General features: G+C 27.5%; 14 protein-coding genes. 12 read left to right on the top strand and 2 right to left on the bottom strand.

Translation table 11 applies throughout. The annotated features are described in order from the left end of the window. Positions 1 to 86 precede the first annotated feature (86 nt). Both NSA50_RS04075 and NSA50_RS04070 read left to right on the top strand, forming a co-directional pair. On the top strand, positions 87 to 641 hold the full coding sequence (locus NSA50_RS04075) for a manganese efflux pump MntP (RefSeq protein ID WP_195264887.1): 555 nt from the start codon (positions 87 to 89) through the stop codon (positions 639 to 641). A 62-nt stretch (positions 642 to 703) separates the two neighbouring features. After that, the gene (locus NSA50_RS04070; RefSeq protein WP_195264885.1) at positions 704 to 1,114 is read left to right on the top strand and encodes a Fur family transcriptional regulator; all 411 of its coding nucleotides are present in this window, start codon (positions 704 to 706) and stop codon (positions 1,112 to 1,114) included. Positions 1,115 to 1,210: 96 nt separating this feature from the next. On the opposite strand, the gene NSA50_RS04065 is transcribed toward NSA50_RS04070, so the two are convergent. Together NSA50_RS04065 and NSA50_RS04060 are read right to left on the bottom strand one after the other, a co-directional pair. Continuing rightward, positions 1,211 to 2,008 (bottom strand): metal ABC transporter permease, encoded by a 798-nt coding sequence (locus tag NSA50_RS04065; RefSeq protein WP_195429317.1) that lies wholly within the window; start codon positions 2,006 to 2,008, stop codon positions 1,211 to 1,213. Between the two features lie 26 nt (positions 2,009 to 2,034). Beyond that, the gene (locus NSA50_RS04060) at positions 2,035 to 2,706 is read right to left on the bottom strand and encodes a metal ABC transporter ATP-binding protein (RefSeq protein WP_257443185.1); all 672 of its coding nucleotides are present in this window, start codon (positions 2,704 to 2,706) and stop codon (positions 2,035 to 2,037) included. Between the two features lie 245 nt (positions 2,707 to 2,951). Here NSA50_RS04060 and NSA50_RS04055 point away from each other — a divergent pair, with 245 nt between their 5' ends. The 10 genes from NSA50_RS04055 (at position 2,952) to recJ (ending at position 18,179) form a co-directional block, all read left to right on the top strand. Beyond that, complete coding sequence (locus tag NSA50_RS04055) at positions 2,952 to 3,350, top strand: DUF6762 family protein (RefSeq protein ID WP_195264878.1); 399 nt, start codon at positions 2,952 to 2,954, stop codon at positions 3,348 to 3,350. Between the two features lie 31 nt (positions 3,351 to 3,381). After that, the gene (gene pepF / locus NSA50_RS04050) at positions 3,382 to 5,184 is read left to right on the top strand and encodes an oligoendopeptidase F (RefSeq protein WP_257443174.1); all 1,803 of its coding nucleotides are present in this window, start codon (positions 3,382 to 3,384) and stop codon (positions 5,182 to 5,184) included. Positions 5,185 to 5,260: 76 nt separating this feature from the next. Next, positions 5,261 to 6,238: a rhomboid family intramembrane serine protease gene (locus NSA50_RS04045; RefSeq protein ID WP_257443172.1), complete on the top strand. Its 978-nt coding sequence runs from the start codon at positions 5,261 to 5,263 to the stop codon at positions 6,236 to 6,238. A 90-nt stretch (positions 6,239 to 6,328) separates the two neighbouring features. Further along, entirely contained in the window at positions 6,329 to 6,952 is a 624-nt protein-coding gene (locus NSA50_RS04040) for a hypothetical protein (protein ID WP_195264872.1), read from the top strand. Between the two features lie 260 nt (positions 6,953 to 7,212). Continuing rightward, positions 7,213 to 8,559, top strand: a complete 1,347-nt coding sequence (gene gdhA, locus NSA50_RS04035) for an NADP-specific glutamate dehydrogenase (protein WP_257443170.1) — start codon at positions 7,213 to 7,215, stop codon at positions 8,557 to 8,559. Between the two features lie 545 nt (positions 8,560 to 9,104). After that, positions 9,105 to 10,499 carry a glycosyltransferase family 2 protein gene (locus NSA50_RS04030; protein ID WP_195264868.1) on the top strand — a complete coding sequence of 465 codons (1,395 nt, stop codon included), beginning with the start codon at positions 9,105 to 9,107 and terminating at the stop codon, positions 10,497 to 10,499. 443 nt (positions 10,500 to 10,942) lie between these two features. Continuing rightward, positions 10,943 to 12,892 carry a DNA gyrase/topoisomerase IV subunit B gene (locus tag NSA50_RS04025; RefSeq protein WP_195264866.1) on the top strand — a complete coding sequence of 650 codons (1,950 nt, stop codon included), beginning with the start codon at positions 10,943 to 10,945 and terminating at the stop codon, positions 12,890 to 12,892. A gap of 20 nt (positions 12,893 to 12,912) precedes the next feature. Beyond that, a complete protein-coding gene (locus NSA50_RS04020; RefSeq protein WP_257443166.1) occupies positions 12,913 to 15,819 on the top strand; it encodes a DNA topoisomerase IV subunit A in 2,907 nt (968 codons plus the stop codon). A 19-nt stretch (positions 15,820 to 15,838) separates the two neighbouring features. Next, positions 15,839 to 16,378, top strand: a complete 540-nt coding sequence (locus tag NSA50_RS04015) for a DJ-1 family glyoxalase III (protein ID WP_195264861.1) — start codon at positions 15,839 to 15,841, stop codon at positions 16,376 to 16,378. Between the two features lie 19 nt (positions 16,379 to 16,397). Further along, the gene (gene recJ / locus NSA50_RS04010; RefSeq protein WP_257443164.1) at positions 16,398 to 18,179 is read left to right on the top strand and encodes a single-stranded-DNA-specific exonuclease RecJ; all 1,782 of its coding nucleotides are present in this window, start codon (positions 16,398 to 16,400) and stop codon (positions 18,177 to 18,179) included. The last annotated feature ends 4 nt before the right edge of the window (positions 18,180 to 18,183 follow it).

The following is an 18,183-nucleotide window of genomic DNA, read 5'->3' as shown; positions in this document are numbered from 1 at the left end:
CTTATTTAAAAAAAATAATACATAAATACTATACTTTATAATTATATATAGAATAGAATTATATAATTTGGAGGAGTTTCTAGAAGATGGGATTAAAAGAAGTAATTTTAATAGGTGTGGCTATGGCTATGGATGCACTTGGACTTAGTATAAGTTTAGGGATAAATCCTATATTAAAAAGAAGAAATAAAATAGGGTTTATAGTATCATTTGCTTTCTTTCAGTTTTTATTTATATTTTTAGGCGGAATAGGGGGAAAGTTTTTTGATACATATATAGTTGCTATACCTAACGTAATAGGTGGAGTTATAATAGCCTTAATAGGATTTATAATGATACTAGAAGCGTTTAAAAAGAATGATAATGATGAGTCGGTCTTAATAAGAAAATCAATGTATATGATTTTAGGTATGTCAGTAAGTATTGATGCTTTAGTAGTTGGATTTACGGCATTTCATGAAGTAAATGAAATATTATTATTTGTTGATGCTATTTTGGTAGGATTAATAACATTACTTATATGTACAATTGGTTTTTTTATGTGCAGATATGCTAGGCGAGTTGATTTTATATGTAAGTATGCTGATTTATTAGGTGGAGTAATATTATTAATACTGGGAATTAAAATGATATTTTTTTAATATTTAATATGTGGAATATTAGTGTTATAATTATATAAAGATTAGAACGTTAGGAGAATAAAATGAGCTGGGAAAATTATTTAAAAGAAAATGGAATGAGAGTAACAGCAGGAAGAATTTCAATTTTAAATATAATAGAGTCTTCAGATAAAGGGCTATCAGCAGAAAATATATATTGTGAATGTAAAAAGCAAAATGAAAACTTAAATCTTAGCACTATATATAGAACACTAGAGTTACTTGAAGAAAAAGATATAATTAAGAAAATAAATATAGATGGACCTGCAATATATATACTAAAAAAAGAAAGTCATAAGCATACTTTAAAGTGTGATGTTTGCCATAAGTGTGTTGAAATACCTTGTCCGATGGAAGAAATAGAAGAAGCTATAAAGGCTAAAGTTGGATTTAGCTTAACTGAACATAAGTTGGAGCTTAATGGTATTTGTGATCAATGCAAAAATAACAAGTAAGATTTGTAATATAATAAATATAAAAGGATGTCGCACTCTTCTAAATTATAAATGGGATATTTTCATAAGAAAATATCCCATTTATAATTTTTAATATTATTTAAAATTTAAAAATTTATCTAGTATTATTACTATAATTAAAGTAAATACTGAAGTAAGTGCAATAGTACCTCCAGGAGCACTATTTACATAGTATGATAAGAATAGTCCTACCATAATATCAAACATTCCAAAGAATATTGAATATAATAAAGTTGTTTTAAAGCCTTTTTTTAATTGCATTGCAGTTGCAACAGGAACAACCATTATAGATGAAATCACAAGTATTCCCATTATTCTTATAGACATAGAAATAGTTGCACCAACTAATATAGTGAAAATATAGTTAATTAATTTTACTTTTATTCCCGCTGTTTTGGCACCTTCTTCATCAAAGGTAATATAAATAAGTTTATTATATAAAAATATAAGTGCTATCAAGCAAACTATTCCTACAATTAATATCATAAATATATCTTGCGTAGAAACAGTAAGAATACTACCAAATAAAAAAGAATTAACTTTAGCTGAAGCTTTTCCACTACTTATAAGTATTATTGCTATACCTAAGCTAAAGGTTAAAACTAGTGACATAACAAGTTCAGCATATTTTTTATAATATTCTCTTAATAATTCAATAATTATTGCGCAAAGAGTTGTAAATAAAAATGCTGTTATAAGTGGATTAACCCCTATAACTAATCCTATAGCAACTCCAGCAAAAGAGGAATGTGATAATGTATCACCAATCATGGAGTAGCGTCTAAGCACTAAAAAAAGTCCTATGAAAGGACATAGTATTGATATTATAAAGCCAGCCATAAAGGCGTTTTGCATAAAATCTAATTGAAGCATATAATCTACCTTTCTTAATCATAAACTTAAATAGCATCATTTAACTTAAAATTATTATTTCTAAAATTCTTATATTCATCAACTGTAAATAATGTAATATTTCCATTATCTACTTTAAGTATATGAGTTGAATTATTTAAAGCAATATCTATATTATGTTCGATTGATATAATAGTCTTTTTATCTACTTGATTTAGTTTCTTTAAAATACTGTATATTTCAATTTGATTTGATTCATCAACGCCAGTAGAAGGTTCATCGAGAATAATTATATCTGGATTTCCCATTAAGGCTCTAGCAATAAGAACCCTTTGCTGTTGTCCACCTGATAGCATTCCCAAAAGTCTAGTTTTGTAATCTTTCATATTAACAGTTTCAAGAATAGAAGAAATATTTATATTATTATTTTTTAAACTTTTTTTATGACAAGATAAAACTTCTTTCACTGTAATAGGAAATTGAGAATTAAAAGAATCTAATCTTTGAGGAACATATCCAATAGAATTAGATTGAACTTCAATTGTACCAGAGGTTGGTTTTAATAAACCTAAAATTATTTTTATTAGTGTTGTTTTACAACTTCCATTTTCGCCAACTATAGATAAATATATACCTTCAGGTATATTTAAATTTATATCTTTAAGTAAATATGGTGGTTTATTGGAATATGAAAAACATAAATCTTTTATATTAATCATTAAAAAAATCATCTCCTAAATAGTCTAGACTTATTATATATGAAAATGCAAATAGTTTGCAACAATTACTTTAGAGATATTAATATATTTGTTTGATTATTTATATTATAGACACATTAACTCTTTAACTATTCATTCTTAACAATTAACTCTTAACTATTTAATTCTGTTGATTTATATTATAAATAAAACATATAATATAGGTAAGTTATTAAAACTAAAGTAAAGATGTTGGAGGAATATACATGGATTTTTCAAGTTTAGTATTAATGGAAAAGGATAAGGATACGGGATTTATAACTAAGGAGCTTGGAAGTTTTCAAGTTTCAGAGGGAGCTTTATATGTAAAGAAACTTTTTGTTGTTAATGATGTTGTAAATTTATATTTTGATACAAATAAAGATGTTGAAGAATGGGAATACTCAGCAATATACGATGTTTTTAATTATGATGCCTTTATAAAAGAAGAGTTTGAAATTGAGGATATGTTAGATGAATATAATCCTACATTTTTAATAAAATTTAAATATGTAGATGATTATGAGGTTATGAAGGAAAGAATAACAAGATGTGTAGAATTAATTGAAGACTCTATGGAAAATGCTTTTAAGGATATTGTAGGAAAAGAAGAAGAATATAATTAGAAGGGAGGGCCTAAAAATTTAGGCAAAAATTATGAGTGAATCAAAGGTATTGAAAAAAAGAGAAGAAATCGAAGATAAATATAAGTGGAAGGTAAATAAAATATTTTCAACTGATGAAGAGTGGGAAAAAACTTTTGAAGATTTAAAAAAAGAGGCACCATCACTTAAGGATTTTGAAGGAAAATTAAATAATGAAGAAAACATTCTAGCTTACTTAAACAAATATGTAGATTTAGGCATAAAGGCTGAAATAGTATATGTATATGCTCATTTAAAATGTGATGAAGATACATCTAACCCTAAATATCAAGCTATGATGAATAAAGTAGATTCTTATATGGCAGAATTTGCATCATATACAGCTTATTTTGTACCAGAAATATTGTCCTTAGAAGATAATTTTATAAGAAATATTATAAATAGCAATGAAAAGCTAAAGATGTATTCATTTATGTTTGAAGATATATTAAAAGAAAAACCTCATATATTAAATAAAGAGCAGGAAGAATTATTAGCACAAGTTTCAGATTGTTTAGATGCTCCAGATTCAATTCACAATATGCTTACAAATGCAGATATGAAATTTGGGAAAATAGTTGATGAAGATGGTGAAAAAGTAGAATTAACTGAAGGAAATTATTCAGGGTTTATAAAAAGTAAGGATAGAAAAGTAAGAGAAGAAGTATTTAAAACTTTATTTAAGTCATATAAAGATTTAGAAAACACTTTTGCAACTACATTAACAAGTTCAATAAAGAACTTTAACTTTAGTGCAAAAGTTAGAAAATATAACTCTGCACTAGAAGCTTCATTAAAGCCAAATGATATACCGCTAGAAGTCTATAAGAATTCTTTGAAAACTATAGACGAAAATTTAAAATCTCTTCATAGATATGTAGCATTAAAGAAACAACTACTAGGATTGAATGAAATGCATATGTATGATTTATATGTTCCAGTTATTGAAATACCAAAAGAGCATATAGAATTTAACAATGCTGTAGATATGGTTTTAGAAGGATTAAAACCACTAGGAGATGAATATTTAAATATCTTTAAAGGCGGAGTTGAAGAAGGCTGGATAGATATATATCAAAACAAAGGTAAAAGAGGAGGAGCTTATTCTTGGGGTGGATATAAAACAATGCCATATGTTTTATTAAACTATAATTATGAGTTACATGATGTATCTACTTTAGCTCATGAAATGGGGCATTCTATTCACTCTTATTATTCAAGAAAAGAGCAACCATATATTTACGCAGGATATACGCTATTTTGTGCAGAAGTAGCATCAACTACTAATGAAGCACTTCTAATACATCATTTAATAAATAAAGAAACTGATAAGAAGAAAAAGTTATATTTAATAAATCAAGAATTAGAGCAAATAAGAACAACAGTGTTTAGACAGCTTATGTTTGCAGAGTTTGAATTATATACTCATGAAAGCTTAGAAAAAGGAATACCTTTAACAGCTGAAGATTATAATAAAGCATGGCATGAGTTAAATGTTAAATATTTTGGACCAGATATGATAGTTGATGAAGAAATTAATATTGAGTGGGCAAGAATACCACATTTTTATTCTGATTTCTATGTTTATCAATATGCAACTGGATATGCTGCTGCATCAGCTTTTGCAAAATCAATATTGGAAGGAAAAGAAGATGCAGTTCCTAAATATATTGAATTTTTAAAGAGTGGTGGTAGTAACTATCCAATAGAAATTTTAAAGAAAGCTGGAGTCGATATGACTACATCTAAACCTTTAGAAGCAACTATTGAAAGATTTAACGAACTTTTAGATATGCTAGAAAAAGAAATTAATTAAATTATTAATATTTAATAAGCAATTAGTAAATAGTTTACTAATTGCTTATTATTATTTAAATGATAGGGGGATATAGTTGGATAAGTTTGAAAAAGTATTTTTTAATTCAATAACAAAGGAATTAAAATTCTTTATGAGAGATTATTATAGTAATTTTCATGAAAAAAATAAATGGATAGGCTTATTAGATTTAGATGAAGTAATAGTTGGCGTTATAGTAGTAAAGGATTCAGATGAAGAAGTTGATTTTAATGAAGCAAGAGAATATTTAGCAAAATCCTTAAATAAGCCATTTATAGTGAACCTAATAATTTTAACTTCAGGAGAATATATAAATTATGGAGAAAGTAATTATAATAAATTAATATTTTCTTTAAAAGAAAGAAAAATAATATATTGTAGTAATGGTTCTAAAGCATTTATTCCTATTATAGATTATATGGTGAATATAGATAGTAAAAGAAAGATAAGCTTTAAAGAATACAAAGTTACATATACAATTATTATTTTAAATATTTTAGTATATTTAATTGAAGTAATTAAATCACGAAATTTAATTGATATAGATATCTATACCTTAATTCAAATGGGTGCTAAAGTTAATGTTTTAATCAATAGCGGAGAAATATATAGATTATTAACATCTGCTTTTTTACATGGTGGAATAATTCATATTTTCTTTAATATGAGTGCACTTAATATCATAGGAAGAGAAGTTGAAGCGGTATATGGAAGTAAGAGATACATAGTAATTTACATTATATCAGCTTTAGGTGGATCAATATTTAGTTATTTATTTAAACCTAATAGCATATCTGTAGGTGCGTCAGGAGCAATATTTGGACTTTTAGGAGCGATGTTAATATTTGGATTAAAAGAAAAAGATAAAATTGGAAAGCAATATATGAAAAACATATTAGAAACTATAGGGTTGAATGTTATTATAGGTATAACTATTCCGAATATAGATAATTTTGCACATTTAGGTGGATTAATTATTGGAGCACTAATTTCGCTTATATTATTTAGAAAGAAAAATCTTAAGATTAATTAGTTAATATTTAGTGAACAATATTTATAAAGTAAAAATAAATTTGAAAATTTGTTATATAATTATTGGTATTAAATTCTAGGAGTGATGCAATTGAAAAATAAAAAATATAATAATGAATTTATACTAGCAGTTATTTTTACTTTATTATTAATAATGACTGCTATATATGATTTTGTGGTAAGAGATGGAGAAAAACTTTTTAGAATAGGACTTACATTTATAACTATAGTAGGAGCATATTTGTTATATATAAAGAGCTTTCTTAAGGGATCTAGAATTATATATTATATAAATATAAGTTTTATATTCTTGTCAATGTATTTAGCAAGTGTTTGGGATTTTTATTCAATAACTAATTATGATAAATTCTTACATTTATTATCTGGTGCTATAATTGCTATAATTGGATATGTTTTATTTTTATATTTAACTAATGAGAAAGCAAGGAAAGAAATAAATCCTCTGACTTCAGCTATATTCGTTATATTATTTGCTACAGCTGCAGCAGGAGCATGGGAAATATGGGAGTTTACAACAGACTCGTTATTTGGACTTCATGCACAAAATGGTAGTCTATATGATACTATGTGGGATATAATCTGTGGAACTGTTGTTGGAATAATAACATCTATTCCTATATATATGTATAGTAAGGGTAAAGATATAAAAGTAATAAAATATATAATAGCTGATGTGGAAAAGATTAGAAAATAAATTTAAAAAATAAATTATTATAATTTTAAATATAGGTTATAATAATTTATTTTTTTATTATCCTTATAAATTACTTTTTATTTATAATATAATAAAATTTATATAATGATTTTTAAATGTTTTCAATTTTCTGAAATTATATAAATATATATATAAAATTATTAAATTAGTAATTTTATAGAATATTAAAGAAAGATATGGTAAAAAATATTCTGATAAGGTATTATATATATTATTGGAATTTAAAGGAGTTGGGGCCAATGTTAGGAAGAGACTATGTAAATAAAGTTATTACTGAGGTAGAAAAAAGAAATAATGGTGAAAAAGAATTTTTAGATGCAATAAAAGAAGTACTTAATTCTTTAGTACCAGTATTTGATAAGCATCCTGAATACATAGAAGAGGGGATATTAGAAAGAATTGTAGAACCTGAAAGGCAAATTTTCTTTAGAGTGCCATGGATAGATGATGAAGGAAAGGTTCAAATTAATAGAGGATTTAGAGTACAATTTAATAGTGCAATTGGACCTTATAAAGGTGGATTAAGATTCCATCCATCTGTAAATCATAGTATAATAAAGTTTTTAGGATTTGAACAAATATTTAAAAATTCTTTAACAGGCTTGCCTATAGGTGGAGGTAAAGGTGGATCAGATTTTGATCCTAAAGGAAAATCAGATAGGGAAGTAATGAGATTTTGTCAAAGCTTTATGGCGGAATTATGTAAGCATATAGGACTTGATACAGATGTTCCAGCTGGAGATATTGGAGTTGGAGCTAGAGAAATAGGATATATGTATGGCTATTATAAGAAAATTAGAAATGCAAATGATCAAGGTGTTTTAACTGGAAAAGGATTAACTTATGGTGGAAGTTTAGCTAGAAAAGAAGCTACAGGTTATGGATTAGTGTATTTCACAGAAGAAATGCTAAATGATAATAATTTAAGTTTTAAAGACAAGACTGTAGTCATATCAGGGTCAGGAAACGTTGCTATATATGCCTGTGAAAAAGCAACAGAATTAGGTGCTAAGGTTGTAGCCTTAAGTGATTCAAATGGTTACATTTATGATGAAAATGGAATAAATTTAGATGTAGTAAAAGAAATCAAAGAAGTAAAAAGAGGTAGAATCAAGGAGTATTTAGATTCTGTACCAACTGCTAAGTATGTAGAAGGATTTAGAGAAATATGGAAGATTAATTGCGATATAGCACTTCCTTGTGCAACGCAAGGAGAATTAGATAAAGAATCAGCAAAAGTTTTAATTTCAAATGGAGTAAAGGTTGTTTCAGAAGGTGCCAATATGCCAACTGATTTAGATGCAATTGAGTTGCTACAAAAAGCAGGCGTTATGTTTGGCCCAGCAAAAGCTGCTAATGCAGGTGGAGTTGCATGTTCTGCATTAGAAATGTCTCAAAATAGTATGAGGTTAGCTTGGAGTTTTGAAGAAGTTGATTTGAAACTTAAAGATATAATGAAAAACATATATAAGAACTCTAAAATTGCTGCAGAAAAGTATGGAGAATCTGGAAATATATTAATGGGAGCAAATATAGCTGGATTTGAGAAAGTTGCAGAGGCTATGTTAGCTCAAGGAATAGTTTAATCTCAAAAATAGCAACCCCTATTTTAAGATTATTAATAAGAAGTCACTTAGTTTTAAGTTAATACTTATATCTAAGTGGCTTTTATATTTTAGTAGTATAAATTTTTATAAGAAAAAGTATTAATAAAAGGGTAATCATAGCAATATATTTATTTAGGGTAAAAAATTAGGGAATTATTACATAAGTACATTAATTATATCTTTATTTATATAGGATAAAATAATATATAAATAAAGATTTGCTATTAATAAAACTATAGCTAATTGAAATATAGGCAGAGTTATTATTTTAGTAAGTTATAAAAACAATTAAATATTATATTGTTTTAATTTCGTTAATATAGTAATGCGGTAGTTATTTACTGCATTACTAGTTTTGATTATTAACTGAAGTATATATAAGGCTAATATAATATTAATGAATTTTTAAGATTTCTATACTTGATTTTTTACCTCTATTAGAATATATTTAATAAAGATGTCAAAGATAATGTTCAAAAATAGTAATACAAGGAAAATTTCCTTTATTTATAGGAGTGGATGTAATGGAAGAAGTTATTTTAACTGTGACAGGCGTATTTCAGATCAGTGTCTTTGCAATAATGATGTATTATTTTATATTAGCTTTTTTTGGATTAAGAAGAAAAGTTGAAAAGAAAAATTATACACCTACAAAAAAGTTTGCAATGATCGTTGCAGCTCATAATGAGGAAGTTGTTATTGGAAAGTTAATAGAAAGTATGCTGAATCAGGATTACCCGAGAGAGCTTTTTGATGTTTTTGTTATTGCAGATAATTGTGATGATAACACTGCAAAGATAGCAAGAAAATATGGAGTCTATGTTTACGAAAGATTTAACAAAGAACAAAAGGGTAAAGGCTATGCATTAGAATGGATGTTTGATAAAATATTCAAAATGCAAAAGAAATATGATGCAGTTGCAGTATTTGATGCTGATAATTTAGTGTCAAAAAATTGGTGTAAAGAAATAAATTCAAAAATGTTAGAAGGTTATAAAGTAGTACAAGGCTATATTGATAGCAAAAACCCTAATGATTCATGGATTGCTACTTCTTACTCAATAGCTTTTTGGACACAAAATAGAATGTATCAATTAGCAAGAGCAAATGTTGGATTATCAAATCAAATTGGTGGAACAGGATTTGCTATAGACACAGATATTTTAAAGAAATTTGGTTGGGGAGCTACATGCTTAACTGAAGACTTAGAGTTTAGTTGTAAATTAGTTTTAAATGGTGAAAAAGTAGGTTGGGCTCATGATGCAATAATTTACGATGAAAAACCATTAACATTAAAACAATCATGGGTACAAAGAAGAAGATGGATGCAAGGATTTACAGATGTAGCATCTAGATATTTTATTAAACTTATTAAAAAAGGCATCAAAGAAAGAAAGTGGTTTGTTTTAGATTGTGCTTTATATGTTATACAACCTTTCTTTACTTTAATGATTGGTATATCAGCAGTATTGAGCTTTATTCAAGGCATGAGCCCAGAAGGACTTAATATCTTTTTAATTAGTTATTTAACAGGAGATATTTTCTTTAAGGTTATTGGTATTATGCAATTTTTAATTACTCCTTTAATTATGAGATTAGATAAAAAGATATCACCTGGACTTTTTGTAATGCTTATATTCTATTCTTTAAGCGTATTTATATTACCTATATTTGCTACAAAGGCGGAAAATTATGCAACAGTTTTATTAATAGACATAGTTTATAATTTAGCATTCTTATTAGCGACAGCATTATTCTTAGGTAAAAAGAAGCTTGTTTTATTCTTTAGATTCTTATTATATTCATTATATACATTAACATGGATACCAATTACAATAGAAGGTATAATAAGAAAGAATAATAAGGAATGGAATCCTACTAAGCATGTTAGAAATATAGAAATTTGTGATGTTCAGTAATTAAAAGAGCTGTTATAAAACTAATTATATGGTTTTATAACAGCTCTTTACATATGTAAAGAAAATTATAAATATAGTTAGTTCTTATTTTTTTTGCGAACGTTTGTTTGACTTTTTTGGTATAAAGATTTATATTTTTATTTGTAAGTTAATTATGATAAAATTAAAAAGATTATATAAGTTGCATAAAGGCTTAATATTTTAATAAAATATATAAGTAATTAGCAGTATATAAATAAAGTAAATATTTTATTGACTTATAAAAAATAAGTAATATATATGATTTCAACTTAGCTATTTTACTTAATAAGTATATTAATTGTTTAATATACTCTAGATGTAATTGTGTAGATTGTTAATTGAAACATATATATTGAATATGGATGGTTAAACTAATTAAAAGATCTTGGTTTGACATATTAATAGTGATTTTGGAGGTTTGTATGAGCGAAGATTTGATGAAAGGATATGATGTTACTGATTTAACTTCCTTAGAAAAGCTAGAGCCAGTTAGGATAAGACCAGGGATGTACATAGGATCTACAGGAACAAAGGGACTACATCATTGCGTTTGGGAAGTTTTGGACAATTCCATAGATGAAATATCTAATGGGTATGGAGATAAAGCGACAATTATTATAAATAGAGATAAAAGTATTACAGTAATTGATAATGGAAGAGGTATTCCAACAGGTATTCATCCAACTAAAAAGAAATCAGGAGTAGAGATGGTTTTTACAGAACTACATACTGGGGGAAAGTTTAATAATAAAAACTATAAAACTTCTGGAGGATTACATGGTGTAGGAGCTGCTGTAGTAAATGCTTTATCATCATGGTTAGAGGTCGAAGTACATCAAAATGGGAATATATATAAGCAAAGATTTGAATATGCTTATGATAAAGAGTTAAAGAGAGATATGCCTGGTACACCTGTAACAAAGCTTGAGGTAATTGGAAAAACTAAGAATACAGGAACTAAAGTCACTTTTATGCCAGACAAGGAAATTTTCTCAAGTGTTGATTTTAAAGTTGACGTAATAGATGAAAGGTTACAGGAATTAGCATTTCAAAATAAAGGAATGCATCTAGAGTTAATAGATTTAAGAAAAGAAGAAGAATTTAGAAAAGAATATTATTCTGAAAGAGGACTTTTAGATTTTATAGAATATTTAAATGAAAGTAAAACTACACTTCATCAAGTTCCTATTTATTTTGAAGGAGAAAGAGTAGTTAATAATATACAAATGTTTGGAGAACTTTGTATTCAATTTACAGATTCATCGACAGAAAATATAGCAAGTTATGTTAATAATATTCCTACTACAGAAGCCGGAACGCATGAAACAGGATTTAAAACAGGAATGACTAGAGCTTTTAAAGAAGGTGCTAAGAAGCTTGGACTTGTTAAGGAGAAGGATAAGGATTTTGAAGGTGACGATTTAAGAGAAGGTATGACCGCCATAGTAAGGATTAAAATAACTAATCCGATGTTCGAAGGTCAAACAAAGACTAAATTAGGTAGCACTGAAGCATATACTATGATGAATGATCTAGCATATACTAAGTTCAGTGAATGGATAGAAGATAATAAAGAAGTTGCAACTATGCTTATAAATAATGCGCTTCAAGCAGCTCAAAGAAGAGAGAAAATAAAAAAAATAAATGAAGCTGAAAAGAAAAAGGTAGGAAAAGGAGCTGCACCGCTTGCAGGAAAAGTAGCTGTGTGTACTTTAAAAGATAATACAGTAAATGAATTTATAGTAGTTGAGGGAGATTCAGCTGGTGGTTCTGCAAAACAAGCAAGAGATAGAAGATTCCAAACTATAATGCCTTCAAAAGGTAAGATAATGAATACAGAAAAGCAAAAACTAGAAAATGTTTTAGCTTCAGAAGAATTAAAGATATTTAATACAGCCTTAGGAACAGGTACTTTAGATAATTATAAAGAAGAAGACTTAAAGTATGACAAAATAATAATAATGAGTGATGCTGATGTAGATGGATATCATATAAGAACATTATGGATGACATACATATACAGATATATGAGGCCTTTAATTGCAAATGGTCATTTATATTTAGCACAACCACCACTATATAAAGTATATAAAAATGTTAAAGGAAAAGAAATTCACAAATATGCTTATAGTGATGAGGAACTTGAAAATGTAAAGAAAGAAATTGGTAAAGGTGCACTTATACAAAGATATAAAGGGCTTGGTGAAATGAATCCAGAGCAGTTATGGCAAACTACATTAAATCCAGAAACAAGAACTTTACTTCAAGTAACTATTGAAGATGCTGCTAAAGCTGAAAAAATGGTTTCTTTACTTATGGGTGATATAGTTGAACCAAGAAAAACTTATATGTATAAATATGGAGAATTTTAATTATAGGATGGAGAAAAAATATGGCGAAGAAAGTTAATGATATACCAAGGGATAATAATATAATTAGAGTCCCTTTAGAAGAGGCAATGCCTGATAACTATTTGCCCTATGCTATTGAAGTTGCAAAGGATAGAGCACTGCCTGATGTTAGAGACGGATTAAAACCAGTTCATAGAAGAATATTATATGGAGCGTATCAGCTAAAAGCATTCCCAGACAGACCATATTACAAGTCTGCAAGAATAGTTGGAGATATATTAGGTAAATATCATCCGCATGGAGATACATCTGTTTATGATGCTATGGTTATAATGGCTCAAAACTTTTCAACTAGAGAAACACTTATAGATGGTCATGGTAACTGGGGCTCTATGGATGGAGATGGGGCAGCAGCTATGAGATATACAGAAGCAAGACTTGCACCAATTGCTATGGAGATGCTTAGAGATATAGACAAAGACACTGTTGATATGGTTCCAAACTATTCAGATAGTGAAATAGAACCTAAAGTTCTTCCAAGTAGATATCCTAATCTTTTAGTTAATGGTACTTTTGGAATTGCAGTAGGACTTGCGACGAATATTCCTCCTCATAATTTAGGAGAAGTTACAGATGGAGTATTGGCATATATAGATAATTCAGAGATAACAACTAAAGAACTTATGAGTTATATAAAGGGACCAGACTTACCTACTGGTGGAATATTAATAGGACAAAATTCTATTCTGGCAGCTTATGAAACTGGAGAAGGTAAGGTAACATTAAGAGCTAAAACTAACATAGAAAGACTTGAAAATGGAAGAGTTGGAATAGTAATAACTGAATTCCCTTTTAGAAGAAATAAAGCAAAACTTCTTCAAACTATATCTGAAATGACTGGAGATAAAAGACATGCTAAAGCTTTAGAGTCTATAGTTGATATAAGAGATGAGTCAGATAGAAGCGGGGTAAGAGCTGTTATAGAATTAAGAAAAGCAGCTGACGAAGATGTAGCAGATAAAGTTTTAAAATATTTATTTAAAAGAACTGATCTTCAATGTAACTTAAGTTTTAATATGGTAGCCATTGCAGATGGAAAGCCTCAAACGATGGGTATAAAAACTATAATAAAGCATTATGTTAACCATCAAAAGGAGATAGTTACAAGAAGAACTATAAAAGAATTAGCTATTGCTGAAAAAAGATTTCATATAGTTGAAGGATTTATTAAGGCTATAGATGTTCTAGATGAAATAATTAAAACAATAAGAGAATCCAAATCTAAGAAAGATGCAGGAGTAAATCTTATAAGTAAATTTGGATTTACAGAAATACAAGCAGAAGCAATCTTAGAATTGATGTTATATAGATTAACCGGACTTGAAATAAAAGTATTCCAAAAAGAATATGCTGAGCTGGAAAAGACTATAAAGAAACTTAAGAAGATATTATCAGATGAAAAAGAGCTTCTTAGAGTAGTAAAAAATGAGCTAAGCGAAGTAGCTGATAAATATAGAAATCCTAGAAAGACGTCTATTATAAAGGATGACAATGAAGCTAAAATAGATGTGGAAGAGCTTATAGTTGTAGAAGATGTTATGGTTACACTTTCTAAGGATGGATTTATAAAAAGAATACCTTTAAAAACATTCAATAGACTTAGTGCGAAAGCAGAAGACATTGAGTATAGAGAAGGGGATGAATTAAAGTTCTTATTTAAATCTAACACAACAGAAAGTATCCTTTTATTTACTAATAAAGGAAATATGTATCAAACTAAAGGTATAAACGTCCCAGAAGGTAAATGGAAAGAAAAAGGTGAAAGAGTAGACAATATAATAAAAACTTTAAATCTTGAAGAAGAAAGTATTGTATTTGTAACTTCAGTAACTTCATTTATACCAAGCAAGTATGTTCAATTTATAACATCGAGAGGTGGAATTAAGAAAAGTTCATTAGATAAGTTCCAAACTAGCTATACAAAATTACAAGCTATAAAACTTAAGGATTTTGAAGAAGTTATAGATGTAGTAATACTAAATGAAGATGAAGCTAAAGAATTTATAAGCTTTGAAACAAAAGAAGGACTATCATTTAGCTTGCAAATTCCTAAAATAGAAGATTTACCTAGAAATATACTTCCAAGCGTAATGTTTAATTTATCAAATAAAGATGAAATTACAAAGGTAGAATATAGTGAGTTTATGGAGTTTTTCAGCTTTTCAATAGGTATAACTTCTAAAGGAACTATAAAAGGATTTAATAGTATTAAGAAAAATGACAATTTAAAAGTAAGTACGGATTCATTAAGTACTATACTAATGTTTACAAATAAGGGGAAAGTATTTAAAATACCATCATTCTTATTATCAGGAGTAAACAAAGGAGAAATTCCACTAGATAAGATTGTAGATAATATAGAAAAAGATGAAAAAGTAATAAAAGTATTTTCTTTGAAAACTTTTGAAGATAACAAATTTATTTACTTCTTTACAAGAAGAGGAATGGTTAAAAAGACTGTTTTAACAGAATTTGATGGTAACTATTCAGCACAAATAACATATAAGTTTAAGTATGATAATGATGAGCTAATATCAGTTGAATTATATGATGAGTGTCAAGTTGAAATGCTTATTATAACTAAAAAAGCCATGGGAATAAAATTCTCTTCTGAAAATGTAAATACAATGGGAAAAGTTGCTTCAGGAGTTACGGGAATAAGTTTAAAAGAAAATGATGAAGTAATTTATGGTGCTTTAATTGGCTCACAAAGTAGAGATATTACAAGTGAAATTGCATTAACCTCTACGGATAAAATAACTTTAATTTCTAAAAATAAAGAAAAAAAGGAAGTTGAACTAGAAGATATAAAGCTTCAAAATAGAGCTGGTAAAGGAAGTAGTATAATGATTATATCTCTAGAGGATGAAATAAAAGAAATTATATAATTATGGAGGAGATTGTAGAATGAAAGTAGCAATTTTATTAGCAAATGGCTTTGAAACTTTAGAAGCTTTAACTGTTGTTGACATTTTAAGAAGAGCAGAAGTAGAATGTCATACTTTCGCATTAGAAGGTGAAGATGTAAAAACATCTCATAATATAATAGTAAAAGCTGATAAAAATATAATGGATGAAGAAATAAAAGATTATGATTTTTTAGTTTTACCAGGAGGTATGCCAGGAGCTAAAAATTTAAAAGATAGTGAAAGAGTTATAGAGTTAGTAAAAGAATTCAATGATAAAAATAAATGGATTTGTGCAATTTGTGCAGGACCTATAGCTTTAGGTAAAGCTGGAATAACAGAAGGCAAAGATATGACATGTTATCCTGGTTTTGAAGATCAAATAAGTAATAGTAACTATAAGGAAGATTTAGTAGTTGTAGATGGAAAAATGATAACAGGCAAAGGTCCAGCAGCAGCAATTCCTTTTGCTTTTGAAATATTATCAAATATTTCAGAAGATAAGGCAGATTCTATTAAGAAGGGTATGTTATTTAAATAGTTTTGTCTTAGGAGGAAAAATGAAGGAAAATTGGATATTAGTAAATAAAAAAGAGAGCTTTTTAAGGCTCTCTAATTCTATAAATGAAAATCCATTAGTATTGAGACTTCTTGCAAATAGGGGTATAGATACTTTTGAGGCAGCTAACAGATTTTTAAATGGAACAATAAATGATTTCTATGATGGATATTTAATGGCTGATATGAAAAAGGGAATAAGCATTATAAAAAATGCTATTTTAAATAATAAAAAAATAATTATTTATGGAGACTATGATTGCGATGGAGTAATTAGTACTACTATATTTTACAAAGCATTAAAAAATGTTGGAGCAAATTATAGTTATTATATTCCAAATAGAGAAGATGAAGGCTATGGAATGCATAGTGGAAGAATAAAAAAGTTAAAAGAAGAAGGATATGAAGTGATTTTAACTTGTGATAATGGTATATCTGCATTTGAGCAAGTAGATTTAGCTAAAGACCTTGGTATGGAAATAGTAATTACTGATCATCATGACATACCAATTAGAGAAAATGATAAAGGTGAGCTAAAAGAAACTATACCTAGTGCCGATGCTGTAATAAATCCAAAGAGAAGTGACTGCAACTATCCATTTAAAAAACTTTGTGGAGCTGGTGTGGCATTAAAATTCTCTAAGTGTTTATATGATGAATTTAAAATAGACGAAGAAAAGTTTTTAGATTTAATACAGTTTGCAGCTATTGCAACAGTTTGTGATGTTGTGGATTTAGTTGATGAAAATAGAATTATAGTTAAAAAAGGATTAGAATTATTAAATGATACGAAAAACTTTGGAATAAAAGAATTAAGAAAAGCAACTGGATTAGACGATAAGAAAATTGAAGAATATCATTTAGGATTTGTAATAGGTCCATGTATAAATGCTACAGGACGATTGGAAACTGCAGATTTATCAGTGGAATTACTAATAACAGAAGATACTAATAAGGCTAAAGCTTTAGCGAATCAATTAAGTGAATTGAATACAATAAGACAAGAATTAACTAAAGAAAGTTCTGAAAAAGTAATTGAAAAAATAGAGAATGAAAAAAAGAAAGAAGAAAAGGTAATAGTTGTATATGAGGATACTATACACGAAAGTATTGCGGGAATAGTAGCAGGTAGAGTAAAAGAAAGATATAACATGCCTTGTATAGTCTTAACTAAAGGTAAAGAAATGCCTAAAGGATCTGCAAGATCAATAGAAGGCTATAATATATTTGAAGAACTTAGTAAATGTAGTGAACTTATAGAAAAGTTCGGTGGACATCCAATGGCGGCAGGATTATCTATTAAAGAAGAAAATATAATTCCGTTACGAAATAAGTTGAACACTATATGTAATCTATCAGATGAGGATATAATTCCTACTGTTAAGATAGATTCGCCGCTTGGATTAAATTACTTAAATGAAGAGTTAATAAATGTTATTGAAAGTTTAAGGCCATTTGGAAAAGGTAATTCTAGTCCTTTATTTGCTGTTAAAAATGTTAATATAGAAAGATTATGGCTACTTGGAAAAGAAAAGAATTTCTTAAAGTTAAGATTTAAATTTGAGTCTAATGGAAGATTTTTATATATAGATGGAGTGAGTTTTGATAAATTTGAAACTTTTAAAGAAGAAGTAATAAATAAATATGGAGAAGAAGAATTTATTAGAGCTTGTGACAGTAGTTATATAAATATAAAATCAGATGTGATTTATTATCCTAATATTAATGAGTTTAATGGTAAAAGAAACATACAACTTATGATAAAAAATATAAGAATAAACTGACGAG

The organism is Clostridium mucosae (assembly GCF_024622765.1).
Classification (GTDB): domain Bacteria; phylum Bacillota; class Clostridia; order Clostridiales; family Clostridiaceae; genus Clostridium.
Note: the sequence above shows the minus strand (reverse complement) of the source record. Positions and strands in the feature narration are given on the sequence as shown.